24 protein-coding genes are annotated in these 22,793 nt (G+C 68.3%); 9 read left to right on the forward strand and 15 right to left on the reverse strand.

Annotation, left to right across the window (positions count from 1 at the left end):
* Nucleotides 1-53: 53 nt before the first annotated feature.
* From PQB87_RS09340 to PQB87_RS09355, 4 genes are all read right to left on the reverse strand, one after another.
* A complete protein-coding gene (locus PQB87_RS09340) occupies nucleotides 54-383 on the reverse strand; it encodes a DUF4148 domain-containing protein (RefSeq protein ID WP_060063127.1) in 330 nt (109 codons plus the stop codon).
* Nucleotides 384-454: 71 nt separating this feature from the next.
* The gene (locus PQB87_RS09345) at nucleotides 455-787 is read right to left on the reverse strand and encodes a DUF4148 domain-containing protein (RefSeq protein ID WP_301863672.1); all 333 of its coding nucleotides are present in this window, start codon (nucleotides 785-787) and stop codon (nucleotides 455-457) included.
* Between the two features lie 68 nt (nucleotides 788-855).
* Nucleotides 856-1,182: a DUF4148 domain-containing protein gene (locus PQB87_RS09350; RefSeq protein ID WP_301863673.1), complete on the reverse strand. Its 327-nt coding sequence runs from the start codon at nucleotides 1,180-1,182 to the stop codon at nucleotides 856-858.
* 69 nt (nucleotides 1,183-1,251) lie between these two features.
* On the reverse strand, nucleotides 1,252-1,671 hold the full coding sequence (locus PQB87_RS09355; RefSeq protein WP_042975135.1) for an organic hydroperoxide resistance protein: 420 nt from the start codon (nucleotides 1,669-1,671) through the stop codon (nucleotides 1,252-1,254).
* Between the two features lie 388 nt (nucleotides 1,672-2,059).
* On the opposite strand from PQB87_RS09355, the gene PQB87_RS09360 reads away from it, so the two are divergent.
* A complete protein-coding gene (locus PQB87_RS09360; protein ID WP_027787365.1) occupies nucleotides 2,060-3,379 on the forward strand; it encodes an MFS transporter in 1,320 nt (439 codons plus the stop codon).
* Between the two features lie 56 nt (nucleotides 3,380-3,435).
* Here the strand turns inward: PQB87_RS09360 and PQB87_RS09365 are convergent, their stop codons facing one another.
* Nucleotides 3,436-4,323, reverse strand: a complete 888-nt coding sequence (locus tag PQB87_RS09365; protein WP_027787364.1) for a LysR family transcriptional regulator — start codon at nucleotides 4,321-4,323, stop codon at nucleotides 3,436-3,438.
* A 169-nt stretch (nucleotides 4,324-4,492) separates the two neighbouring features.
* On the opposite strand from PQB87_RS09365, the gene PQB87_RS09370 reads away from it, so the two are divergent.
* Nucleotides 4,493-5,680 (forward strand): alpha-hydroxy acid oxidase, encoded by a 1,188-nt coding sequence (locus PQB87_RS09370; RefSeq protein ID WP_489242841.1) that lies wholly within the window; start codon nucleotides 4,493-4,495, stop codon nucleotides 5,678-5,680.
* A 42-nt stretch (nucleotides 5,681-5,722) separates the two neighbouring features.
* Here the strand turns inward: PQB87_RS09370 and PQB87_RS09375 are convergent, their stop codons facing one another.
* On the reverse strand, nucleotides 5,723-6,187 hold the full coding sequence (locus PQB87_RS09375; protein ID WP_060063129.1) for a RidA family protein: 465 nt from the start codon (nucleotides 6,185-6,187) through the stop codon (nucleotides 5,723-5,725).
* Between the two features lie 209 nt (nucleotides 6,188-6,396).
* Between PQB87_RS09375 and PQB87_RS09380 the strand changes: the two genes are divergently transcribed.
* On the forward strand, nucleotides 6,397-7,362 hold the full coding sequence (locus tag PQB87_RS09380) for a LysR family transcriptional regulator (RefSeq protein ID WP_489241528.1): 966 nt from the start codon (nucleotides 6,397-6,399) through the stop codon (nucleotides 7,360-7,362).
* A gap of 31 nt (nucleotides 7,363-7,393) precedes the next feature.
* On the opposite strand, the gene PQB87_RS09385 is transcribed toward PQB87_RS09380, so the two are convergent.
* From PQB87_RS09385 to PQB87_RS09400, 4 genes are all read right to left on the reverse strand, one after another.
* Nucleotides 7,394-8,101 (reverse strand): SDR family NAD(P)-dependent oxidoreductase, encoded by a 708-nt coding sequence (locus tag PQB87_RS09385; protein WP_489241530.1) that lies wholly within the window; start codon nucleotides 8,099-8,101, stop codon nucleotides 7,394-7,396.
* Nucleotides 8,102-8,701: 600 nt separating this feature from the next.
* Nucleotides 8,702-9,265 (reverse strand): shikimate kinase, encoded by a 564-nt coding sequence (locus PQB87_RS09390; protein ID WP_174416109.1) that lies wholly within the window; start codon nucleotides 9,263-9,265, stop codon nucleotides 8,702-8,704.
* Nucleotides 9,262-9,909 carry a hypothetical protein gene (locus tag PQB87_RS09395; protein ID WP_489241532.1) on the reverse strand — a complete coding sequence of 216 codons (648 nt, stop codon included), beginning with the start codon at nucleotides 9,907-9,909 and terminating at the stop codon, nucleotides 9,262-9,264. Before PQB87_RS09395 ends, PQB87_RS09390 begins: the two co-directional genes overlap by 4 nt.
* 28 nt (nucleotides 9,910-9,937) lie before the next feature.
* Nucleotides 9,938-10,348 carry an acyl-CoA thioesterase gene (locus PQB87_RS09400; protein ID WP_021159585.1) on the reverse strand — a complete coding sequence of 137 codons (411 nt, stop codon included), beginning with the start codon at nucleotides 10,346-10,348 and terminating at the stop codon, nucleotides 9,938-9,940.
* A gap of 381 nt (nucleotides 10,349-10,729) precedes the next feature.
* On the opposite strand from PQB87_RS09400, the gene PQB87_RS09405 reads away from it, so the two are divergent.
* Nucleotides 10,730-11,842 (forward strand): 3-deoxy-7-phosphoheptulonate synthase, encoded by a 1,113-nt coding sequence (locus PQB87_RS09405; protein ID WP_063803055.1) that lies wholly within the window; start codon nucleotides 10,730-10,732, stop codon nucleotides 11,840-11,842.
* A 19-nt stretch (nucleotides 11,843-11,861) separates the two neighbouring features.
* On the opposite strand, the gene PQB87_RS09410 is transcribed toward PQB87_RS09405, so the two are convergent.
* A complete protein-coding gene (locus tag PQB87_RS09410) occupies nucleotides 11,862-13,229 on the reverse strand; it encodes a glutamate--cysteine ligase (RefSeq protein ID WP_175926258.1) in 1,368 nt (455 codons plus the stop codon).
* 114 nt (nucleotides 13,230-13,343) lie between these two features.
* Nucleotides 13,344-14,180 carry an AraC family transcriptional regulator gene (locus PQB87_RS09415; protein ID WP_060317777.1) on the reverse strand — a complete coding sequence of 279 codons (837 nt, stop codon included), beginning with the start codon at nucleotides 14,178-14,180 and terminating at the stop codon, nucleotides 13,344-13,346.
* 154 nt (nucleotides 14,181-14,334) lie between these two features.
* Between PQB87_RS09415 and PQB87_RS09420 the strand changes: the two genes are divergently transcribed.
* The 5 genes from PQB87_RS09420 to PQB87_RS09440 all read left to right on the forward strand — a co-directional run bounded on the left by PQB87_RS09420 (nucleotide 14,335) and on the right by PQB87_RS09440 (nucleotide 20,010).
* A complete protein-coding gene (locus PQB87_RS09420; protein WP_226127202.1) occupies nucleotides 14,335-15,783 on the forward strand; it encodes an efflux transporter outer membrane subunit in 1,449 nt (482 codons plus the stop codon).
* A gap of 9 nt (nucleotides 15,784-15,792) precedes the next feature.
* Nucleotides 15,793-17,163, forward strand: a complete 1,371-nt coding sequence (locus PQB87_RS09425; RefSeq protein ID WP_111940264.1) for an HlyD family secretion protein — start codon at nucleotides 15,793-15,795, stop codon at nucleotides 17,161-17,163.
* Entirely contained in the window at nucleotides 17,160-18,698 is a 1,539-nt protein-coding gene (locus tag PQB87_RS09430) for a DHA2 family efflux MFS transporter permease subunit (protein ID WP_489241537.1), read from the forward strand. The genes PQB87_RS09425 and PQB87_RS09430 overlap by 4 nt, the downstream gene beginning before the upstream one ends.
* The gene (locus PQB87_RS09435) at nucleotides 18,695-19,189 is read left to right on the forward strand and encodes a hypothetical protein (protein ID WP_225723178.1); all 495 of its coding nucleotides are present in this window, start codon (nucleotides 18,695-18,697) and stop codon (nucleotides 19,187-19,189) included. The genes PQB87_RS09430 and PQB87_RS09435 overlap by 4 nt, the downstream gene beginning before the upstream one ends.
* Nucleotides 19,190-19,338: 149 nt before the next feature.
* Nucleotides 19,339-20,010, forward strand: coding sequence for an autoinducer binding domain-containing protein (locus tag PQB87_RS09440; protein ID WP_042975904.1), 672 nt, complete (start codon nucleotides 19,339-19,341; stop codon nucleotides 20,008-20,010).
* Here PQB87_RS09440 and PQB87_RS09445 read toward each other — a convergent pair.
* From PQB87_RS09445 to metC, 3 genes are all read right to left on the reverse strand, one after another.
* On the reverse strand, nucleotides 19,933-20,715 hold the full coding sequence (locus PQB87_RS09445) for a glutamine amidotransferase (protein ID WP_063803054.1): 783 nt from the start codon (nucleotides 20,713-20,715) through the stop codon (nucleotides 19,933-19,935). The genes PQB87_RS09440 and PQB87_RS09445 overlap by 78 nt on opposite strands.
* 191 nt (nucleotides 20,716-20,906) lie before the next feature.
* Nucleotides 20,907-21,551: a glutathione S-transferase family protein gene (locus PQB87_RS09450; protein ID WP_060063148.1), complete on the reverse strand. Its 645-nt coding sequence runs from the start codon at nucleotides 21,549-21,551 to the stop codon at nucleotides 20,907-20,909.
* Complete coding sequence (metC, locus tag PQB87_RS09455; protein ID WP_489241540.1) at nucleotides 21,545-22,753, reverse strand: cystathionine beta-lyase; 1,209 nt, start codon at nucleotides 22,751-22,753, stop codon at nucleotides 21,545-21,547. Before metC ends, PQB87_RS09450 begins: the two co-directional genes overlap by 7 nt.
* Between the last annotated feature and the right edge of the window lie 40 nt (nucleotides 22,754-22,793).

Below are 22,793 nucleotides of genomic sequence, written 5' to 3' on the forward strand. Positions count from 1 at the left end.
CGCACGTCGTACCGAGCCGCCCGAACAGGCGTCACGATTCCGGCAACGCATGCTCAATGGCCGAAGTAGATCGAGCGTTCCGCCATGCGAATCGCGCTGCGGTTTCCCGACTGCGTCGCCCCGACGGCGTCGCCGCCGTAACCGGACGCTTGCGATTCGACCGCGACCGCATCGTTGTCGTGAACCCGGCGCAGCGCGGCCTGCAGATTGTCCGGATAGTTCGGGTCGTTGGGGCGGTTCGGCAGGTAGCCGGCCGTTTGCAGTGCGGCCAGTTCCGCACGCACCTGCGCACGCGTCACGGTGCTTTCGCCAGCGTACGTCGGCGCGGCAACGGCGGCCGACACGGCAACAAGAAGGGCGGCGATCAGTGGGGTCTTCATCATTCACCTCGACAAAAAATGGATTCAGCGGTTGCGCATCGTGCGCCGGCAGCCGGCGCCGTTCGCGGTTTCGTTCAATGACCGAAGTAGATCGAGCGTTCGGCGACGCGTGTCGCGGGCCGGCGGCCCGACTGCGTCGCGGCGACGGTTTCGCTGCCGTAACCGGATGTCGCCGCATCGGCCACCACGGCATCGTTCGCGTGAATGCGCGTCAGCGCGGCCTGCAGGTCGACCGGATAGTGCGGATCGTTCGCGCGGCCCGGCCGATAACCGGCCTGTTCCAGCTGGACGAGCTCGGCACGCACCTGCGCGCGGGACACGACGGCTTCATCGGCGAACGCCGGTGCGGCGGCGGAGGCGGCGGCGGACACGGCGACGAGAAGGGCGGCGATCAATTGGGTTTTCATCATTTACCTCGACAGAACGGGGATGGAAGGGATTCAGGGTTCGCGTTTCGACGGACGGCGCAGCACGCTCAATGTCCGAAATACACCGAGCGGTCGGCCACGCTGACTGCATGCCGGCGGCCCGATTGCGTGGCCGCATCGCCGTTGCCGCCGTAGCCGGACGCCCGGTCGTTGCCGGCAACCGCATCGGCCGCCTCAATCCGCGTGAGTGCGGCCTGGAGATCGTCCGGATAGGTTGCGTCGGCCGCGCGATTCAGCGGGTAGCCGACGTGTTGCAGTTGGGTAAGTTCGGCGCGCACCTGCGCACGCGTCACGGTGGCTTCGCTGGAGAACGCCGGTGCGGCGGCGGCGGCCGAAACAGCGACGAGAAGGGCGGCGATCAATCGGGTATTCATCATTCACCTCGAAAAAAAGAAAAAGAACCGGGCATTCGGTCAGGCGGCGCCGGGCCGCCCGACGCACGTTCAGGCGATACGGATGTCGACGTCGATGTTGCCGCGCGTCGCCTTCGAATACGGGCAGGTCTGGTGTGCGGCATCGACGATGCGCTGGGCGACGTCGCGATCGAGCCCCGGCACGCTCACGTTCAGCCGGGCCTGCAGGAAGTACGCGTTGCCGGCGGTGCCGAGGTCCACTTCGGCGTCGACGGCGAGATCGGCCGGCAACGTCACCTTCGCGGCACGCGCCGCGAGCTGCATCGCGCCGATGAAGCAGGCCGACCAGCCCGCCGCGAACAGTTGCTCGGGATTGGTGCCGGTGCCGGCGCTGCCCGGCGACGACAACTGGATGTCGAGGCGGCCGTCGGAACTGCGTGCGGCGCCGTCGCGGCCGCCGGAAGTCGTATGCGTCTTGCCCGTGTACAGCACGTGTTCGATCTTGCTCATCATTTGCTCCGTCAGTTGAGGTTTGTCTCAGATGCGATTCGATCGCATGCGACGCAGTTTGGTCTTGTCGCCCACTCGCGTCAAGCGCATTCGATTAAATCGCATACGATATTTTGTATTTCAATGTATCCGGAACGCGGAGCGCCTTTCAGGACAAGCCTTTCCGGCGATCGATCCCTGATAACCGGGGAACACGGAACGACGCCGAAACAGACACGGAAGCGGGGAGTTGCCGGCCTGACTTTCCATAAAGCGAACAGGCTCCTTGTCATTATTTCGCTTTCTACAACGCAACGTCTCTTCTAACCTTGCCACACCCGATCGCAAGCGGCCCGCCCACGGCCGGCACTTGCACGGATCACGAGCACAATCGAAACGGAGACATTACGTGTCGCGCGTCAGCCCTCTTGCAACGGCCACGGATTCCCGGCCGACCGGAACCCTCGCGAACCTTCGATCCATCTTCAGCGGATCGGTAGGCAACCTCATCGAGTATTACGACTGGTACGTGTACTCCGCGTTTTCGCTGTATTTCGCGAAGGCGTTCTTTCCCAACGGCAACCTGACCGTGCAGTTGCTGAACACGGCGGCCATCTTCGCCGTCGGCTTCGTCATGCGGCCGATCGGCGGCTGGCTCGTCGGCCTGTACGCGGATCGCAACGGCCGCAAGGCCGCGCTGCTCGTCTCGGTGCTGGCGATGTGCGTCGGCTCGCTGATCATCGGCCTGACCCCCGGTTACGACACGATCGGCCTTGCCGCGCCGGTGCTCCTGGTCTTCGCGCGACTGCTGCAAGGGCTGAGCCTCGGCGGCGAATACGCGAGTTCGGCAACGTACCTGAGCGAGATGGCCGACAAATCCCGGCGCGGCTTCTATTCGAGCTTCCTGTTCGCGACCCTGTCGCTCGGCCAGTTGCTCGCGATGGGTGTGCTGGTCGTGCTGCAGCAGTTTTTCCTGACCACCGCGCAACTCGAAAGCTGGGGATGGCGCATCCCGTTCCTGCTCGGATCGCTGCTGGCCTGCAGCGCGATCTTCCTGCGCAGCAACATGCAGGAAACGGCATCGTTCGAGCAGCACCGCCGCAGCAAGCGCCGCCACGCGTCGATCGCCGACCTGTTCCACCACAAACGCGAGTGCCTGATCGTGGCCGGCCTGACGCTCGGCGGCACGGTCGCGTTTTATGCCTATACGACGTACATGCAGAAATTCCTCGTCAACAGCGCGGGGATGAGCAAGGCCGACGCATCGATGGTCTCCGTGATCAGCCTGCTGGCATTCGTCGCGATGCAGCCGATCTTCGGCAGCCTGTCCGATCGCGTCGGGCGTCGCCCGCTGCTGATCGCGTTCGGCGTACTCGGCACGCTCTGCACCGTGCCGATCTTCCAGGCGCTCCGCGGCGTTCAGACAACCGGCGCCGCGCTGGCGCTGATCGTCGCCGCGCTGCTGATCGTCAGCCTGTATTCGTCGGTCAGCGCCGTGGCCAAGGCCGAACTGTTTCCGGTCGGCGTGCGCGCGCTGGGCGTCGGGTTGCCGTACGCGATCACGGTGTCGCTGTTCGGCGGAACGGCCGAATACGTCGCGCTGTGGATGAAGAGCATCGGACACGAAGCGTGGTTCTTCTACTACGTGTCGGCGTGCGTGCTCGTGTCGCTGCTGTGCTACCTGTGGATGCCCGATCCCAAGCAGGTCTCGCGCATCGACGAAGCGTGACGACGGTACGCATCGTCGCGATCGCCCGGGCCTGACGCCGGGCGGCAAGCACGGGTTCAGCGGAAGTCCGCGTAATGCCGCACCAGCGACAGCATCGACGGAATCAGCCCGCGCACGTCGCCGCGGCGCCACTGGAACGCATATTGAAGCGGCGCCAGCGGCGGCTCGCTCGTCAGCTGCACGAGATGGCCGCCCGGCCGCGCGCGTGCCCAGTCGACCGGCAGGAAGCCGATGCCGACGCCTTCGCCCAGCATGCCGGCCACCGCACTCCAGTTGTTGCACTCGATCCTGCGCGCATGATTGACGCCGCACGCGAGCAGCCAGTCGTCGAGAATACGTGTCACGCCCGAACCGGACGGCAGCAGCACCAGCGCATGGCTGGCGAGCAGCGCCGGCGTCAGGACGCGCTCGCGGCCGACCAGCGCCTCGGCCGCCATCCATGCGAACCGCGCTTCCGCCACCGGCTGCGACAGCACGCTGCTGCGCGACGACCGGCCGGCGATCACCGCGAAATCCAGTTCACCGGCATCGACTTTCTCCTCCAGTGCCGCGCCCACGTCGACATACGGCTCCAGCGCCAGCTTCGGGTGCTGCTTCTGGACCGCCGCCACGAAGCGCGGCAGCCACGTCAGCGCCGACAGTTCGCCGACGCCGAAGCGCAGCCGGCCGCTCAACCCTTCATCCCTGGCAACCGATTCCTGCAGCGCGGCGACGGACTCGAGCACCCGCACCACGGCCGGCAGCAGCGCCTCGCCATCGTCGGTCAGCACGGCCCGGTGGCCGCTCCGGTCGAACAGCGTGCGTTCGACGACCTGTTCCAGTTCGTTGATGCGCTTGGACAGCGACGACACCGACAGGTGCAGCCGTTGCGCAGCGGTCGAGAAGTTTGCGCAGGTCGCCGCCCAGTAGAACGCGTCGAGCTGCTTGAGAGTCGGGGTCGCCATTGTCTTTCGCTTTTATCGAACAAATTCATTGGAAGATTATCGCTTTTTAAGCACGCCGCGCGTACCTAAAATCCCGCCATCGATTCGAAAACAGGCTTCAGACATGACTCCTTCCGCCTCATCCGTTTCCGGAACAAGCCGCCCCCTGGCCGATACGCGCACGCCGCACATGCCGCGCGTGCTGCGAAACATGCTGTGCCTCCATGATTTCGAAGCCGCGGCACGCCGCGCGCTGCCGCGCCCGATCTTCGGCTACGTCAGCGGCGCCGCGGAAGACAACCGCACGCGCGACGACAATCGTGCCGTGTTCGACGAATACGGGTTTGCGACGCGCGTGCTGCGCAACGTTTCGCAGCGGGAGCAGGGCGTCGAGCTGTTCGGACGACGCTATGCGTCGCCGTTCGGCATCGCGCCGATGGGAATCCATGCGCTGTCGGCCTATCGCGGCGATATCGTGCTGGCGCGTGCCGCACAGCGCGCGGGCATCGCGTCGATCATGAGCGGCTCGTCGCTCATTCCACTGGAGGAGGTCGCCGCCGCCGCGCCGGAAACCTGGTTCCAGGCATACCTGCCCGGGGACGCAGGCCGCATCGGCGCGCTGCTCGAACGCGTGGCGCGTGCCGGCTACCGGACGCTCGTGATCACGGTCGACATCCCCGTGTCCGCCAATCGCGAAAACAACGTGCGGACCGGCTTCACCACGCCGCTGCGCCCCGGGCCGCGCCTGTTCTGGGACGGCATCGTGCGCCCGCGCTGGCTCGCCGGCACCTTCGCCCGGACGTTGCTCGCGCACGGCATGCCGCATTTCGAGAACTCCTTTGCCACCCGCGGCGCGCCGATCCTGTCGTCCACGGTGCAGCGGGATTTCTCGGCCCGCGACCATCTCGACTGGGGCCACCTGGAACGGATCCGGCAGGAATGGAAGGGCGAGCTGGTGATCAAGGGCATCCTCAGCGTGGACGATGCCGTCATCGCCCGCGACGCCGGCGCCGACGGCATCATCCTGTCGAACCACGGCGGCCGCCAGCTTGACGGCGCGGTCTCGCCGATGCGGATCCTGCCCGACGTGGTTCGGGCGCTGGGCGCGGACTATCCGGTGATGATCGACAGCGGCTTTCGGCGCGGGTCGGACGTGCTGAAAGCGGTCGCGATGGGCGCGCGCATGGTGTTCGTCGGGCGGCCGTTCAATTACGCGGCGGCCGTGGCCGGTGAAGCCGGCGTCATGCACGCGATCGGGCTGCTGCGCGACGAAGTGGACCGGAACATGGCCATGCTGGGCGTCGAACGGTGCAGCGGCCTGACGCCCGACGTGCTGATTCGGAAAGGCGGCGTGCCGGCGTCGCTGACGGCCGTATAGCGCGCGGGAGGCCGTTTGCGGCCCTGCCGGGCGGCCGAACCGTCACGCAGGATCGATCGCGGCGATCACGACGAGGATCACGGCCGCGTCGGCCGGCAACTGGCGCTGGGAGAACGCCGAGCGCGCGTGTCCCGCCTTGTCGCCCAGCACGGCGGCGAACAGGTCCGACGCGCCGTCGATCACGGCCGGCTGCCCGAAAAAACCGTCGGCCGAACTGACGTGCCCCTCGACGCGCACGATCTTGCTCAGGCGCTCGAAGCCGCCCAGGTGCCGGCGGATCTGCGCGAGCACGTTCAGCGCCGCGAGCCGGGCGGCATGCTTGCCGTCGTCGACGCTCAACCGTTCGCCGACGCGGCCGGTATACGCGACCTTGCCGTCGACGAGCGGCAGTTGTCCCGACACGAACAGCAGGTTGCCCGCTTCGCTGACGGCCGTATAACTGCCGAGCGGGTTCGGCGGTTCGGGTAACGCGAGGCCGAGGTCGGCCAGCTTCTGTTCGACGGTCATGTCATGCTCCTTGCGGGAAAAGGGTCGGGCGGTCGGTACTGCCTGCGAGTCACTGTAGTCACGCGACCGAAGCCGGTAAATGTCGGTCGCGCAATTGATTCACGACGCGGTGTAACGAATCTCGCCGTGCGCGCCCGCTGGTTTCCCGCACGGGATTCATGCACACTCGTCGCTCCATCGCGCGCCATCCGCCGGAGACCGCAGGAACCATGCAACGACAATTCGACGATCTGCTGCTGGGCAGCATCGAGCTGTTCTGTCTTGCCGCCGAACTCGGCAGCTTCACGCTCGCGGCAAACGCGGCGAGCGTCACGCCGGCCGCGGTCAGCCGGTCGGTGGCGCGGCTCGAGGAGCGCCTCGGCGTGCGGCTGTTCGTGCGCACGACACGCCAGATCCGCCTGACCGATCCCGGCCGCCGCTACTTCGAGCAATGCCGCGACGCGCTGGCGCAACTCGTCGACGCAGAGCGCGAGGCAACCGGCCAGCAGGCCACGCCCGCCGGCCTGCTGCGGATCAGCATGCCGACACCGTACGGGCACTATCGCGTGCTGCCGCTGCTGCCGGCATTTCGCGAGCGGTATCCGGACGTGCGCGTCGAAACCCACCTGAGCAACCGCAACATCGATTTCGCGGAGGAAGGCTACGATCTGGCGATTCGCGGGCGCGCGCCGGCCGATTCGAACCTGGTCGCGCGCAAGCTGGAGGACGCCGAACTCGTGGTCGTCGCGACGCCCGGCTACCTGAAGCGCGCGGGCCTGCCGGCCGCCATCGACGATCTGCATGCGCACGAATGCATCCAGTTCGAGCTGCCGAGCAGCGGGCGGCCGATTCCCTGGCTGTTCAACGATGGGGCGGAGGAAGTCGATGTCACGACGACCGGCAGCTACGGAACGTCGGGGGACTACCTTGGCGGTGTGACGCTCGCGCGCAGCGGTGCGGGCCTGTTCCAGACCTATCGCTTCATCGTCGAGCAGGATCTGCACGCCGGCACGCTCGTGGAAGTGCTGCCCGGCCTCGGCGGCCGGTCGCGGCCCTTCATGCTGCTGTATCCGCATGCGCGTTTTTTGTCGTCGCGCGTGCGCGTGTTCGTCGATTTTCTCGTCGAGCAACTGGCGCGCGAGCCGGCCAGGCAGCCGGTCGGGACGCGCGCCAAACGGGCCGGCGCATCGCGATAGGCGCGCCGGCTCGCGGTTTCGACGCCGCGACTCAATGCCCGGCGCTCTGGCCGCCGTCGACGTGCAGGATCTCGCCCGTGACGAACGGTGCCGAGTCCAGGTACAGGATCGCGTCGACGACGTCGCTCATCTCGCCCATGCGGCCGACCGGATGCAGCGACGCAAGCGTCGCATGCGTGTCGGGCGCATGCATCGGCGACTTGATGACGCCGGGCGACACCGCATTCACGCGAATGCCGGCCTTCGCATACTCGATCGCGAGCGACTTCGTCGCCGCATTCAATCCGCCCTTCGTCAGCGAGGCGAGCACCGACGGCACGTTGCTGTTCGCATGATCGACCAGGCTCGTCGTGACGCTGACCACGTGGCCGCCGCCATGTTTCTGCATCGCGGCGATCGCATGCTGCGTGACGTGGAAGAAACCGCTCAGGTTGACGTTCGTGATCTGCGCATAGTCGTCCGCGGTGTACCGCGTGAACGGCTTCGCGATGAACACGCCGGCGTTGTTGACGAGCGTGTCGACGCGGCCGAAGTGCTCGATGGCCGCGTCGACCACGCGCCGCGCGACGGCCGGATCGCCGATGTCACCCGCGACGGTGACGAGATCCGGATCGTTTGACGGGCCGATCGAACGTGACGTCGCGACGACGCGATGGCCGCGCGCCCGGAATGCGTTGACCGTTTCCGCGCCGATGCCTTGCGATGCGCCGGTGACGATGATGACCTTGGATGCGCTCATGATTTGCCTCGATAGGTGATGGGTTCCCGGCTTCAGTGCCGAACGGATCGATGAATCCGATGGGCTCACTGTAGACACGCCGGTCACGATCTCGAACACCCACCGTGGCGCAACAGTCTTGCGTCTCGGGAACAAATGCGATGGAGGGCAGTTGTCGCCCGTTGGCGCGAAGCGCAGTTGTCGACGAACTCCGCACGCGCAGCGGGACCCGCGAACCTCGCCGGAGACGATGCGCCAATTCGTCAAGGCAGGCAGCCGCAATTCATTCCCGAGGTGCTCCGGAAAGCTCCGGAAAGCGGACGAAACGACGCGTATCGGCGGCATGCTGACGCACATCCGGCCGTGCCGCGGAAATGGCGCTCCGGTGGAAGCGCAGGCCAGGAAATCCGGCGTGAAATGGCGCACGTTCCAGCGACGCCTTGCCGGCGCTTTTCCGTTCCCTACCACATCATCGAGATAACTTTTCTTATCACAACAACACGATTGAAAATCCAAACTCGCCGTTTCGAAAACGCGTCGGATACTCGAAGTTCGCGCCGCGCCCATGCGTCCCGCCATCGCTTCGGGGGGCAGGGGAGCGAACGTCCGTCGCACGCGCCGTCAATCCGGCGCATCGATCCGAGCCAGCAGCACCGTCAACACGTCGGCCGTCGCGCGCGCGACGTCCTGCGCCGTCGTGTCGACGAACGCATGTGCGCATTCGCGATACAGCGGGTCGCGCATCCGGTACAGCGCGGCGAGGGTTTGCCGCGGGTCGGCCACCTGCAGCAGCGGCCGCCGCGTGTCATCGCGCGTGCGGCGCCACAGCGCATCGGGGTCCGCATGCAGGTAGATCACGCAGCCGCGCTCGCTCAGGCGCGCGCGGCTGCGCGGATTCAGCACCGCGCCCCCGCCGGTCGCCACGACGACGTTCGGGCGCTGCGTCAGTTCGTCGACGATTTGCGTTTCGAGCAGGCGAAAGCCGCCTTCGCCGACCCTGTCGAACAGCTCGGCGACCGAGCGGCCGGTGCGCCGCGCGATCTCGTCATCGCTGTCGGCGAACGTCCAGCCGAGCGATGCCGCGAGCGCGCGGCCGAGCGTCGATTTGCCCGCGCCCATCATGCCGACCAGGAACGCGCGGTCGGGCAGGGCACGCACGTCGACCGCCGTGGCGACGGCGCTCATAACCGTCGCGCAAGCGGCCAGCCGGCCCGCGTCGCCGCGCAGATCCGCCGCGCGCGTACCGCGTCCGACAACGTGTCGAGCGCCGCGTCGGTGGCCGCGTCGTCGGCGTCGAGCAGCACGCCGAGCACCTGGCCGTCCGGATCGCCGGCCGCGATGTGCTCGGCCGCATCCGCCGCGATCGTTTGCGGCGTGCGTTCGGGCGCGTCGTCGCGTTCCGGCCGCCGCCACCCGTTGCGCAAGTCGCGCCATCGCACGACCAGGCCGCAGAACAGCCCGCCGCCCGGCACGGCTGCATCGTCGCGCGGCTGCGCCGTGTCGCCGGGCGTCGCGCACTGCGTGACCCAGCTCGCGAACTCGAGCAGCGACGCGTCGTGAGCGAGCGTCGCCGCGTCGAGCGCGACGGTCACGCCGGCATCCCGCAGCCGCCCGAGCAGCGGGCGCACGCCGTCGTGCGCACCGCCGCACGGCTGCAGCAGCACCTCGAGTTCGTCCTCGTGACGGCTGACGAGCGAACGATGCCGGTCGAGCGCGGCCGGCTCGAGCAACGCCTGCGCCGCATGCCGGACGATGACGATCGCGCGGTCGTCACGGCGCTCGACGATCGCACCGATCCGGCGCCGGGCGCGCGCCACCGCGGCGCTCACGTGTCGCTCCCGAAATGGCGCGCGCGCATCACAGCGAACCCTGGAATTCGAGCACGCGCGCCTTGAACTCGTCGGGCACGGCCTGCGTCGTGTTGTTCGCGTAATCGAACATCACGTGCGTCGACATGCCGCGCGCGACGATGGTCTGATCGTCGCGTTCCATCAGGTGTTCGAGATCGAAGCTCTTGCTGCCGAAACGCACGATGCTCGACCGGATCGTCAGGTTGTCGCCGAATTGCGCCGGTGCGAGGTACTCGCACTGCGTCTTCACCATGATGTGCGGCAGCTTCTCGCTTCGCGGCAGGCCGAGGAGATCGAACATGTAGCAGAGATAGGAATGCTGCAGATAGTCGTAATAGACGGGACTGCTCACATGGCCCATCGAATCGGTATCGCGATACTTGACGTGAATCGGCGTTTCATAATGACGTTTCGACATGGTGATTCTCCGCAATGACTGGGTTGATTTATATATATGAACCTGATCGGCCTGTCAGGAATCTGAAAATTAATTGAACGCCTATCGCGACGCCACTATCAGAACGAATAGCAACCCGCTTCGAAAGGTTGAACAATCGGCATCCGCGCGTCATAAAATGCTCCGGAACCGAGAATAAAAAATCGCATTCCCGGCCAGTGGCGTGTCTCAAAATCAGGCAAACCCAATGCCTGAATTTCCGGTCGCCTTGCTTATTTCTGTCATTCATAAGGTTATGAATTAGAAACTGGCAACTATGTTAGTTGCGCACGGAAAGCGCCATTCAATACAGTCGCGCTGTAGTAAAAAATCCCCCGAATTATCGACAGGAGGGCAGTCCCCATGCATGCGAATACCTGGACGACGAACCGTGACGCCGAGCTGCACCTGCCGTCCCCCGCGGACCTGGCCGGCGCGCTGCAGCCTGCGTTGCGCGCGTCGCGCACGGTTCACCTGGCTCGCCACGCGATCGTCGACGTGTTGAACGGCACCGACGACCGTCTCGTGGTCATCGCCGGCCCGTGCTCGGTGCACGACCCGGCCGCGGCGCGCGACTATGCGGCACGGCTCGCGCTGCAACGCGCGCGCTTCGCGGACGAGCTGGAAATCGTGATGCGCGTGTACTTCGAGAAGCCGCGCACCACGGTCGGCTGGAAGGGGCTCATCAACGACCCGCTGCTGGACGGCAGCGAACGGATCGACACGGGGCTGCATACGGCCCGCGCGCTGCTGTGCGACATCAACGGCGCGGAGATGCCGGCGGCGACCGAGTTTCTCGATCCGCTGTCGCCGCGCTACCTCGCCGACCTGGTCGCATGGGGGGCGATCGGCGCCCGCACCGTGGAATCGCAGGTGCATCGCGAGCTGGCGTCGTCGCTGCCGATCCCGATCGGTTTCAAGAACGGCACCGACGGCAATGTCCAGGTGGCCGTCGATGCGATGTGCGCGGCCGCACGCGCGCATCGCTTCCTGTCGGTCGACACGGGCGGCCGGCTATGCGCGGCGGCCTCGCCCGGCAATCCGCATACGCACGTCGTGCTGCGCGGCGGGCGCGAGCCGAATTTCGATGCGGCCGCGGTGAATGCCGCATGCGAACGCATGGCGGCCGCACGCTGCGCGCCGCGCGTGATGATCGACGTCAGCCACGGCAACAGCCGCCGCCAGTTCCGCAATCAGCTGGGTGTCGGCACGGCCGTCGCCGCGCAGGTCGCGGCCGGCGATACGCGCATCGTCGGCGTGCTGGTCGAGTCGAACCTGATCGAAGGGCGCCAGGACCTCGTGCCCGGCGTGCCGCTGCGCTACGGGCAGAGCATCACCGACGCGTGCCTCTCGTTCGCCGATACCACGCAGCTCCTCGAGACGCTCGCGCACGCGGTTCGTGCGCGCCGGCGCGGCCATGCGCCGGCGCCGGACGTCGAGTTCGCGCACGAGCCGCTCCTCGCGTGCTGCGCATGAGCGGCCCCGCGCGACGCGGTCAGGTTTCGGCTTCGTCGTAGATCCGCGTCGCGTCGCCGGCCCACGCGTCGCGATAGCGGGCAAGCCAGTGCTCGGCCTGGGTCGGCGCACCGGCGACGATCTCGTCGAGCGGCGCGAGATACACGGATTCGTCGCGGCCGGCCGCATCCCTGCGCGCCCGCGCGCGCAGGCCGCGATGCGCGATCGCGAGCGCATCGGCCGCGAACGCGCGCAACAGGCGGCCGTCGACCGACGCGCCGAGCCCGAAACGCGGCACGTCGCGCCGCAGGGTCAGCAGCGCGCCGCGGTCGATCGCGGCGGCCAGCGTCTCCGCCTCCGACAGCGCGGTCGGATCGTACAGCAGGCCGGTCCAGAATGCCGACAGCGCGACCATCATGGCGGGCGAACCCGCATCGGCGCCGCGCATCTCGAGGTAGCGCTTGAGCCGCACTTCGGTGAAGACCGTCGTCAGGTGGTCGGCGAAGTCGCCGAGGGTCGGCGTCTCGCCCTCGAGATGCGGAATGCGGCGTCGCATGAAATCGCGGAACGTCCATCCGGTCGCGTCCGCATAGCGGTCGCCGCGCCGCACGAAATACATCGGCACGTTGTCGAGCAGCCAGCTCACGTAGCGCTCGAAGCCGAAGCTGCGCGACAGGAACAGCGCAGGTACCCCGCAGCGATCCTCGTCGGTGTCGAGCCACGTGTGCGCGCGCGTCGACAGCAGGCCGGTCGGCCTGCCTTCGGCAAACGGCGAGTTCGCGAACAGCGCGGTCGCAACGGGCTGCAACGCAAGCGACACGCGCATCTTGCGCGCCATGTCGCTTTCCGATGCGAAATCGAGGTTGACCTGCACGGTGCAGGTGCGCTGCATCATGTCGAGCCCGCGCGTCCCGACGCGCGGCATGTAGCGCTGCATGATCCCGTAACGCTGCTTCGGCATCCACGGCAGTGCCGCGCGCGCAAGGTGAGGGTGAAACCCCAGCGGCGCGCAACGCAGGCCGAGCGGTTCGCACGCGTCGCGCACCGCGGCGAGATGCGCATGCAGCTCGGCATGCGTATCGTGCAGCGTTTCGAGCGGCGCACCCGACAGTTCGAGCTGGCCGGCCGGCTCGAGCGAGATCGCGGCGCCGTCGCGCTGGATCACGCCGACGATCCGCCCGGCATCGACGATCGGCGCGCCGTCGCCTTGCAGCCCCGCGAGCACCGCGGCGATGCCCGACGGCCCGTCGTAAGGCGCGGCCGCGTGCGTCGCACGCGCGACGACGAACTTCTCGTGCTCGGTCCCGATCCGGAACTGCACGGCCGGCTTGCAGCCGGCGGCCAGATGATCGGCGAGCTGCTGCTCGGAGACGATCGGCGTGTGGTCCGACCCAACGGCATTCGACATCGACACCCTCCACAAGTCACATTGAGCGACCGACCGGCCGGTCGCACGGCGACTATAGCGACGTCGATGCGGGTGCTGTACTGGCAGGGGTGATAGGGGCAGGGCCGTACCGCGCTACGGCTGCCTGCGCTTCGCGAAGTAATGCGCGGGCGAATCGCCGAACGCGCGGCGGAACATCGCGATGAAGTTGCTCGGCGTCGCATAGCCCAGCGCGTCGGCGATGTTGGCGACGCTATCGCCGCTCGCGAGACGTTCGAGCGCATGCGTGAGGCGCGCCTGCTGGCGCCATTGCGCGAAGCTCGTGCCGGTTTCGGCGACGAACAGCCGGCTCAGCGTGCGGGCGGACAGCCCGGCCCATTCGGCCCACGCTTCGAGCGTGCGGCTGTCGTGCGGCTGCCCGAGGATCGCGTTGGCGATGCGCAGCAGCCGCCGGTCGCGCGGCATCGGCAGGTGCAGCGGCTCGTGCGGCGCGCGGCGCATCTCGTCGAGCAGCACGACGCTGATGCGTGCCTGCTCGACGTCGAGCCTGTCCTGGTCCGCCCACGACACCGCGCGCCGCACGAGCGCGCGCATCAGCTCGGTGATCGCGATCACGCATGGCTGCCCCGGCATCCGCCGGCTTGCGGCCGGTGCGATCACGACGCTCCAGCCGCTCAACGCGCCGCTGATGCTGACCTTGTGCTGCTCGCCGGGCGGAATCCAGCCCGCGCGATGCGGCGGCAACAGCCACGAACCGTGCGGCGTGCGCACGTGCGCGAAACCGCTTTCCACGCAGAACACCTGCCCGCGCAGATGGCTGTGCCAGTCGACCTCGCGGGTGCCGAGCCGGTACGTGTTGCTGCCGTCGTCCTCCCCCCAGACGGCGATCAGTGACGGGCCGTCCTCGCGTTCGCTCGGATCGGAATCGGCGCGCTGCAGGGTGCGCGGTGGAGAAGTGTCTCGGATGGGCATGGCCGGAATTCATTATTTTTTGTCTAAACAACATTATCAGCTTTGCCCGGGGGCGTCCAACAATGCGTGTCGTGTTCAAACCGATACGAAGCAGAGGAATGCGATGCATGCAGCACTTGCTCCCTGGACACGCGATGCCGGCGCACTGCGCGTCATGTCGCGAATCGCCGCCGCCGCCGCGCTCGTCGTGCTCGGCGCGTGCGCGAGCCGCGACGGGCTCGCACCCGCAGGCACGCTGCGCGGCGCCGATACGCTCGCCGCATCGCGCAGCCTCGCGCATGTGCCCGCCGCCGACTGGCCGGCCGCCGACTGGTGGCGCGCGCTGAACGATGCGCAACTGAGCGCGCTGATCGACGAGGCGCTCGCCGGCAATCCCGATCTCGCGACCGCCGATGCGCGCGCACGCGAAGCGCAAGCGCTGGTGATCGAAGCGCGGGCCGCGCGGCTGCCGCATCTCGACGGCCGCGCGAGCGCAAAGGCCGAGCGGCTGTCCGGCACCCAGTTTTCGTCGGGCGAGGGCGGCGGCTTCTTCAGCCACACGCGCGAAGTCAATCTCGGCCTGAGCTGGGATCTCGATCTGTGGGGCGGGCGCCGTGCCGCGTGGGAAGCCGCGCTCGGCGAAGCGCGCGCCGCGCAAATCGATGCGCAGGCCGCACGCGTGCTGCTGTCGGTCAACGTTGCGCGCGCCTACGTGAATCTCGCGTATGCGTTCGATCAGCAGGACGTCGCGCGGGCCGAATACGCGCGCGCCGACGAAGCGCTCACGCTCACGCGCCAGCGCGTCACGAAAGGCATCGACAACGTCGCGCAACAGCGCCAGGCGGAAAGCGAAGTCGCGGCCGCGACGCGCGAGCAGGCACGCACGGCCCAGGCAATCGACAGTGCGCGCATCGCGCTCGCGATCCTGCTCGGCGCCGGCCCCGACCGCGGCCTTGCGCTCGTGCGGCCCGCGCCGCTGCCGACCGCCGCGCTCGCGGTGCCGGCCGACCTCCCGGCCGCGCTGCTCGGCCGGCGCGCCGACCTCGTCGCCGCGCGCTGGCGGGTCGAGGCGGCCAGCCGCAACGTCGCGGCCGCCCGTGCGGATTTCCTGCCCAACGTCAGTCTCACCGCGCTGATCGGGCTCGCGACGCGCGGGGGCGCATCGCTGTTCCAGGCGGCATCGCGCACCTACAACGTCAGCCCGGCCGTGAGCCTGCCGATCTTCGACGGCGGCGAGCGGCGCGGCGTGCTGCGCCGGCGTGACGCGCAATACGACCTCGCGGTCGCCGGTTACAACAAGACGCTGATCGGTGCGATCGGCGAGGTGGCCGACGATCTGCACCGGCTGGATTCGCTCGCCGTGCAGACCGATGCGCAGCAGCGTGCGTTCGACTCCGCCACCGATGCGTGGCGGCTCGCGGACGCGCGTTACCGGGCCGGCGTCGGCAGCTACCTCGACGCGCTCGTCGTGCGCCAGCAACTGCTGGTCGCGAGCCGCGAGGTCGCCGCGCTGCGCGCGCAGCGCGCGGATCAGTCGCTGCAGCTCGTCGCCGCGCTCGGCGGCGGCTTTCGCGCCGAGCCGGACGACGTCGCGCTCGCCGCCACTCCTTCCCAACGTCCTTGATATCGAACCATGAGCAGCGACAACTCCCTGCAGACTCCCGCGCGGCCGGCCGCCGCCGATTCCGCCAGCGCCCGCCAGCAGCCGGCGGCCGACCACACCGGCGCACCCCGCGCGCCGGGCGGGCCGGACACCCGCACGCCACCGGCATCCGGCGGTGCCGCACCCGCGACGCCGCCCGCACCGCCGGCACGGCGCAAGCATCTGGTGCGTGCGCTTGTCGCCGTGTTCGCGCTCGGCATCCTCGGCTGGGGCATCTGGTACGTGATCGTCGGACGCTGGTACGAATCCACCGACAACGCATACGCGCAAGGCAACGTCGTCGAGCTGACGCCGCAGGTGACGGGCACCGTCGTGTCGATCGACGCGGACGACGGCAACCTCGTCCGCGCCGGCACGCCGCTCGTACGCCTCGACCCGAGCGACGCGCAGATCGCGCTCGCGACCGCGCAGGCCGATCTCGCGGCAACGGTGCGCAAGGTGCGCGGCCTGTACAGCAACGAACGCGGGCTGGCAAACAGCATCGACGGCGCACGCGCCGAACTCGACTCGCGACGCACCGCGCTCGACAAGGCGAAGGCCGACTACAGCCGCCGCGAGGATCTCGGCCGCTCCGGCGCGATTTCACGCGAGGAACTCGCGCATGCACGCGACACGCTGACCTCCGCGCAAAGCGCGTACGCGGCCGCGCAAAGCGCGCTCGCCACGTTGAGCGAGCAGCACCAGACGAGCAAGGCGCTGATCGACGATACCGCGGTCGCGTCGCATCCCGACGTGCAGGCCGCGGCCGAACGGCTGCGCGCCGCGTACCTCGCGCATGCACGCACCGACGTCGTCACGCCCGTCACCGGTTATGTCGCGAAGCGCACGGTGCAGGTCGGGCAGCGCGTGTCGCCCGGCGTGCCGCTGCTGGCGGTGGTGCCGCTGCGCGAGCTGTGGGTCGATGCGAACTTCACCGAGAAGCAGCTCGAACACATGCGCATCGGGCAGCCGGTCGAACTGACCGCCGACCTGTACGGCGACGCGGTGCGCTATACCGGCCGCGTGCAAAGCCTCGGCGTCGGCACCGGCAGCGCGTTTTCGCTGCTGCCGGCGCAGAACGCGACCGGCAACTGGATCAAGATCGTGCAGCGGCTGCCGGTGCGCATCGAGCTGACGGAGCCGGCCCAGCTCGACGCGCATCCGCTGCGCATCGGCCTGTCGATGCACGCACGCGTCGACCAGCACGACCGCAGCGGCGCGATGCTGTCGCGTCGCGAGCAGCGCGCGCCGGTCTTCCGCACCGACGTGTACCGCGACGAGCTGGCACGCGCCGACAGCCTGATCGCCGACGTCATCCATGCGAACCTGCCGTCGGCAGCGCGCGCGGAGACGGTGCGATGAGCGGCCCGATGGCGGCCGCCGACAGCGGCTTTCGACCGTCGAGCGTCGGGCTCACGACCTTCGGCCTCGCGCTCGCGGTGTTCATGCAGGTGCTGGACGGCACTGTCGCCAACGTGTCGCTGCCGACGATCGCCGGCAACTTCGGCGTGAGCACGACGCAGAGCGCGTGGGTCGTCACGACGTTCTCGGTCAGCAATGCGATCGCGCTGCCGCTGACCGGGTTTCTCGTCAAGCGCGTCGGGCAGGTGCGGCTGTTCGTGTGGGCGACGCTCGCGTTCACGTTCGCGTCGCTCCTGTGCGGCCTCGCGCAAAACCTGCCGCAGCTCGTTGCGTTCCGCGCGCTGCAGGGCCTGGTGGCCGGGCCGATGATCCCGACCACGCAGGCGCTGATGCTGTCGATCTATCCGCCGCAGCGGCGCGGTTTCGCGCTGTCGATGATCGCGATGGTCACGGTCGTCGCGCCGATCGCGGGGCCCGTGTTCGGCGGCTGGGTCACCGAGCATTACTCGTGGCGCTGGGCGTTCCTGATCAACCTGCCGATCGGCGTGTTCGCCGCGCTGTGCGTGTTCGCGCAGATGCGCGCACGCGTCGAGACGACCGTTGCCGCGCGCGTCGACTATGTGGGCCTCGCCGCGCTGATCGTCGGCGTCGGCGCGCTGCAGATCGTGCTCGACAAGGGCAACGAAGCCGACTGGTTCAACTCGACGTTCATCGTCGTGATGTCGGTGGTCGCCGCGTTCGGCATCGCGCTGTTCCTGATCTGGGAGCTCAACGAGCCGAACCCGATCGTGAACCTTCGGCTCTTTGCGCATCGCAACTTCGCGGCCGGCACGCTGACGCTCGTGCTCGCGTATTCGGCGTTCTTCGCGGTCAACGTGATCGTGCCGCAGTGGCTGCAGCGCACGCTCGGCTACACCGCGTTCTGGGCCGGGCTCGCCGTCGCGCCGATGGGCGTGATCCCGGTGCTGATGACGCCGTTCATGGGCAAGTACGCGCCGCGCTTCAACATGCGCGCGCTCGTGTGCTGCGCGTTCGCGATCCTCGGCACGTCGTCGTTCCTGCGCGCGGGTTTCGTGCCCGACATCGACTTCACGCACATCGCGCTGATCCAGCTGCTGCAGGGCCTCGGCCTCGCACTGTTCATCATGCCGATCAACAGCATCCTGCTGTCCGACCTGAAGCCGGACGAGATCGCCGCCGGCTCCGGCCTGTCGACGTTCCTGCGCACGCTCGGCGCGAGCTTCGCGGTGTCGATCACGTCGTTCCTGTGGGACCGGCGCGCGATCCTGCACCACGCGCAGCTCAGCGAGCACGTGAGCGCGTTCGATCCCGCCGTGCGCGCCGAAGTCGCGCGGCTCGGCGGCGGCGATCCGCAGCGCGCGGCGACGCTGCTGGGCAACCTGGTCGATGCGCAGGCGTACCAGATCTCGTTCAACGACGTTTCGTTCGCGCTCGGCTGCGTGTATCTCGCCGTGATCGCGGTGGTCTGGCTCGCCCGTCCGCCGTTCGGCCCCGGCGCCGCCGCGAAACGATGAAGCGGGCGCTGCGCGGCCCGTTCCGACCCATGCTGTTCAATTCGATGGAGGTTGACCCGATGCCCACCCACCACGCTGGTGCCATGCCCCCCGACCTGGCGACGCTCGCCGTGTTCGACGTCGCGGAATTTCCGTTCGTCGTCGTGCGCAACGACGCGATCGCATCCGCCGGCTACGCACAGCGCTGGCTCGACGACATGCACGCGCTGATGCGGCACGGCGAGCCGTTTGTCATGATCTTTCCGCCGGCCCGCCCGGATGAAGCGCACGACGACCGCAAGGAACGCGGCATGTGGCTCAAGCAGAACCGTGCCGCGCTCGCCGCGGTCTGCCGTGCGCTCATCACGATCGAACCGGACCCGGCCGAGCGTGAAGCGGCCATCGCGAACGCATCCGGTATCGAAAAGGCGTTCGGCATTCCGTTCGACGTGACGGCGTCGCTCGACGACGCGAGGCAGGCAGGCCGGCGACGTCTGGCCGAGGCGGTCTAGCGCGGCCCGTTCACGCGCAACGTCTCGAACCGGTTGCGCAAGTCCGCCTGGCTGCAGATTCCAACTAAACGAACGGGGTGGCTTGTATGAATGGACTGGATTGTCTGAAATGGTTGGTACCCGGCGACACGGACGCGTCATGGCAGAGAATGACCGACGCGGCCGCCGGAATGGGGTTCGACAAGGTCGTGCTGATCGTGTTGCCGTTTAGCGGCGCGTCGTTCGATCTCGCGCGCAAATGGAGCAGCGGCGTGCCCGGCTGGACGGCGCTGTACCGGCAGCGCCAGTTCGACCGCGTCGACCCGATGCTGCGGCATTGCTTCCGTTCGGCACTGCCGCTCGTCTGGGACGACGCATTGTTCGCGCTGCCGGAGCAGCGCCCGTGTTACGAAGCGGCGGCCGCATACGGCATGCGCAGCGGCGTCGTGCTGCCGGTGCGCGGCGCGAAGGGGGAGGTCGGCATGCTGTTGTGTGCGAGCACCGACGAGCTCGCCGCCACGCGCGAGCACTGCGACCGCCATCTCGCGGCGCTGACGCTGCTGCGCGACGTCGCGTGCGAAGCGATCGCCGGCACGCGCTGCCATGCACCGCCCGACAGCGTGCCGCGGCTCAGCCGGCGGGAAGTCGAATGCCTGCGCTGGCACGCGGCCGGCAAGACGTCGTGGGAAATCGGCCACATCCTGAACGTGACCGAGTCGTGCATCAATTTCCACTTCATGAACATCCGCCGCAAGTTCAACGTGTCACGTCGGCACGAAGCCGTGCTGCGCGCGGTCGAGTGGGGGCTGATCAGCATCTCCGACGTGACCGTGCCGACCTGATGCGGGCGCGTCGTCGAGCCAGCGGTCGAGAAACGCGCTGAGCCACGCGGCCGTCGCGCGGTCGTGCCGCCGGCCTTCGCGTGCCTGCGTCGCGAGATCCTGCGCACCGGGCGCCGACAGCTTGTGCGCGGCGGCCGTACTCCAGCGCCGCATCATCGGATAGCTCACTTCCGGATGAAACTGCACGCCGTATGCGCGCGGCCCGTAGCGCACGGCCTGGTTCTCGAAGTGCTCGCCGGTCGCGAGGATCTCGAGCCCGGCGACGCGTTCGAAGCCCTCGCGATGCCACTGGTAGACGTGCGACGGCCACGACCCGAGACGCCGGCCGGCGGGCGTCGCGGCGATCGGCCAATAACCGATTTCCGCGCGCCCGTCGCGATGCGCGATCACGCGGCCGCCCAGGTGGCGGATCATCATCTGCGCCCCCAGGCAGACACCGAGAAAGGGTGCCGCCTCGCGCAGCGGCACGCCGATCCAGTCGATTTCATCCTGAATCCAGCGATCGCCGTCGTTGGCGCTCATCGGGCCGCCGAACACCACCGCGCCCGCGTGGTCGGCCAGCGTCGCCGGCAGCGGATCGCCGAGCGGCGGACGACGAATGTCGAGCGGATGGCCGCGGGCGGCAAGCAGCCGACCGATCCGGCCGGGGCTCGACTGTTCGCGGTGCAGGACGATCAGGATCGGACGAAGGGCGGAGTGCGTCATGTCGTGTCGAGAGGGTCGTGAGGTCGTGAGTTCGTGAGGTCGTGAGGTCGTGAGGTCGTGAGTTCGTGAGTTCGTGAGTTCGTGAGGTCGTGAGTTCGTGAGGTCGTGAGGTCGTGAGGTCGTGAGGTCGTGAGTTCGTGAGGTCGAGAGTTCGTGAAACCGCGAGGCCGTGTGAGTCGTCACGCGGAGCGTCAGCCCGGCTGGCCGCGCAACGCGTCGAACGACACCATGACCTGTTCGCGATAGGCGGGGCGTCGGCTCAGGCGGGCGTACCAGGCCTCGACGTGCGGCAACCGCGGCCGCTCGACGTCGAGCGAGAAATAGCGGAACAGCGTCGCGCCGGCCGGAATGTCGGCCAGGCCCGGCGTCGCACCGCCCAGGAAGGGCTGGGTCGACAGCAGCCGGTCGAGCAGCTGGAAATGCGTCGCGCTGCGCGCGGCCTTGTCGCGTACGAGCGCATCGTCGCGCCGCTCCGGCGGCGTTCGCACGAGCGCCCAGAACAGCCCGGTCATCACGTCGGGTTCGAGCGCGGTCTGCGACCAGTCCATCCAGCGCTCGGCGCGCGAACGGGCGAACGCGTCGCGGCACCAGAACGGATTGTTCGGCACCCGCGCGGCGAGATAGCGCAGGATCGTGTGCGACTCCCACACGACGTCGCCATCCCAGTCGATCACCGGAATCCGGCAGGTCGGATTCAGCGCCGCGAACGCGGGCGTCTGCAGCGAGCCGTGTTCACCGCCTGCCGCGATGTGCCGGTACGGCACGCCCAGCTCGCCGATAAGCCACAACACCTTCTGCACGTTGAACGACGTGCGGCGCCCCCAGACGGTCAGCATCGCGCGGCATCCTCGCAGGCGGCGGTCTGCCGCGCGCACGCCGCATAACGATCGAGACCGGCCGCGAGATCGGCGATCAGGTCGTCCGGGTCCTCGAGCCCGACATGCACGCGCACGCCGCGGCTGCCGGCCGGCCAGCGCGCGGCAAGGCCGTGCGCGTCCAGTTCGAACGGCAGCGCGAGGCTCTCGTAGCCGCCCCACGAATAACCGAGCCCGAACAGCGCGAGGTGGTCGAGAAACGCTTCGACCGCGTGCGGCGGCGCCGGCTGCAGCACGATCGAGAACAGCCCCGATGCGCCGCGGAAATCGCGGCGCCACAGCGCATGTCCGTCGTCGCCGGGGAGGGCCGGGTACAGCACGCGCTGCACTTCGGGGCGCGTCGCGAGCCAGCTCGCGACCGCCAGCGCGTTGCGCTGGTGCTGCCGCAGCCGCACGCCGAGCGTGCGCAACCCGCGCAGCGCGAGATAGACGTCGTCGGGGCCTGCGCACAGCCCAAGATCGCCATGCAGTTGCTTCAACGCGGGCCACGCGCGTTCGGTGGCCGACACGGTGCCGAGCATCGCATCGGAATGCCCGACCAGGTACTTGGTGCCGGCCTGGATCGACAGGTCGATGCCGAACGCATGCGGCTGGAAGAAGAGCGGCGTGGCCCAGCTGTTGTCCGCGACGACCAGCGCGCCGTGTGCGTGCGCGAGCCGGACGAGCGCCGGGATATCGTGCATGTCGAACGTATAGGAGCCCGGCACTTCGACATACAGCGCGCGCGTATTCGCACGGAATGAGGCGGCGACGGGCGTGCTGCCGTCGTACCAGGTCGTCTCGACGCCGAGCCGCGCAAGCACGCCTTCGCACGCATGGCGTACCGGGCCGTAGACCGATGCGGTCATCAGCAGGTGATCGCCGGGCTTCAGGCACGACAGCAGCGCCAGCGTGCACGCGGACAAACCCGACGGACACAGTACCGCACCGGCACCGCCTTCGAGGCTGGTCACCGCGCGCTCGAGCGCGTCGGTCGTCGGCGTGCCGCGGCGGCCGTAGATATACGGCTGCGTGCGGTTCAGCAGATCGGACACCGTCGGGCTGAGCACGGTCGACGCATGGTAGACGGGCGGATTGACGAAGCCATGCCAGGCCGCGCTGTCGCGGCCCGCGTGCATGAGGCGCGTGTCTTCGTGCATCCGGTCGTGCATCAGGTCATTCATGCCGTCGTGCCGAGTGCCGTCCGGTCGCGACGGGGGGGCG

Source organism: Burkholderia sp. KL41 (assembly GCF_057005415.2).

Bases quoted from the DNA above. Each gene is read 5' to 3' on its own strand.
- PQB87_RS09340 (WP_060063127.1), bottom strand. From the start codon at position 383: ATGATGAAGACCCCACTGATCGCCGCCCTTCTTGTTGCCGTGTCGGCC.
- PQB87_RS09345 (WP_301863672.1), bottom strand. From the start codon at position 787: ATGAAAACCCAATTGATCGCCGCCCTTCTCGTCGCCGTGTCCGCCGCC.
- PQB87_RS09350 (WP_301863673.1), bottom strand. From the start codon at position 1,182: ATGAATACCCGATTGATCGCCGCCCTTCTCGTCGCTGTTTCGGCCGCC.
- PQB87_RS09355 (WP_042975135.1), bottom strand. From the start codon at position 1,671: ATGAGCAAGATCGAACACGTGCTGTACACGGGCAAGACGCATACGACT.
- PQB87_RS09365 (WP_027787364.1), bottom strand. From the start codon at position 4,323: ATGGCGACCCCGACTCTCAAGCAGCTCGACGCGTTCTACTGGGCGGCG.
- PQB87_RS09370 (WP_489242841.1), top strand. From the start codon at position 4,493: ATGCCGCGCGTGCTGCGAAACATGCTGTGCCTCCATGATTTCGAAGCC.
- PQB87_RS09375 (WP_060063129.1), bottom strand. From the start codon at position 6,187: ATGACCGTCGAACAGAAGCTGGCCGACCTCGGCCTCGCGTTACCCGAA.
- PQB87_RS09380 (WP_489241528.1), top strand. From the start codon at position 6,397: ATGCAACGACAATTCGACGATCTGCTGCTGGGCAGCATCGAGCTGTTC.
- PQB87_RS09385 (WP_489241530.1), bottom strand. From the start codon at position 8,101: ATGAGCGCATCCAAGGTCATCATCGTCACCGGCGCATCGCAAGGCATC.
- PQB87_RS09390 (WP_174416109.1), bottom strand. From the start codon at position 9,265: ATGAGCGCCGTCGCCACGGCGGTCGACGTGCGTGCCCTGCCCGACCGC.
- PQB87_RS09400 (WP_021159585.1), bottom strand. From the start codon at position 10,348: ATGTCGAAACGTCATTATGAAACGCCGATTCACGTCAAGTATCGCGAT.
- PQB87_RS09405 (WP_063803055.1), top strand. From the start codon at position 10,730: ATGCATGCGAATACCTGGACGACGAACCGTGACGCCGAGCTGCACCTG.
- PQB87_RS09410 (WP_175926258.1), bottom strand. From the start codon at position 13,229: ATGTCGAATGCCGTTGGGTCGGACCACACGCCGATCGTCTCCGAGCAG.
- PQB87_RS09415 (WP_060317777.1), bottom strand. From the start codon at position 14,180: ATGCCCATCCGAGACACTTCTCCACCGCGCACCCTGCAGCGCGCCGAT.
- PQB87_RS09420 (WP_226127202.1), top strand. From the start codon at position 14,335: ATGTCGCGAATCGCCGCCGCCGCCGCGCTCGTCGTGCTCGGCGCGTGC.
- PQB87_RS09425 (WP_111940264.1), top strand. From the start codon at position 15,793: ATGAGCAGCGACAACTCCCTGCAGACTCCCGCGCGGCCGGCCGCCGCC.
- PQB87_RS09430 (WP_489241537.1), top strand. From the start codon at position 17,160: ATGAGCGGCCCGATGGCGGCCGCCGACAGCGGCTTTCGACCGTCGAGC.
- PQB87_RS09435 (WP_225723178.1), top strand. From the start codon at position 18,695: ATGAAGCGGGCGCTGCGCGGCCCGTTCCGACCCATGCTGTTCAATTCG.
- PQB87_RS09440 (WP_042975904.1), top strand. From the start codon at position 19,339: ATGACCGACGCGGCCGCCGGAATGGGGTTCGACAAGGTCGTGCTGATC.
- PQB87_RS09445 (WP_063803054.1), bottom strand. From the start codon at position 20,715: ATGACGCACTCCGCCCTTCGTCCGATCCTGATCGTCCTGCACCGCGAA.
- PQB87_RS09450 (WP_060063148.1), bottom strand. From the start codon at position 21,551: ATGCTGACCGTCTGGGGGCGCCGCACGTCGTTCAACGTGCAGAAGGTG.
- metC (WP_489241540.1), bottom strand. From the start codon at position 22,753: ATGAATGACCTGATGCACGACCGGATGCACGAAGACACGCGCCTCATG.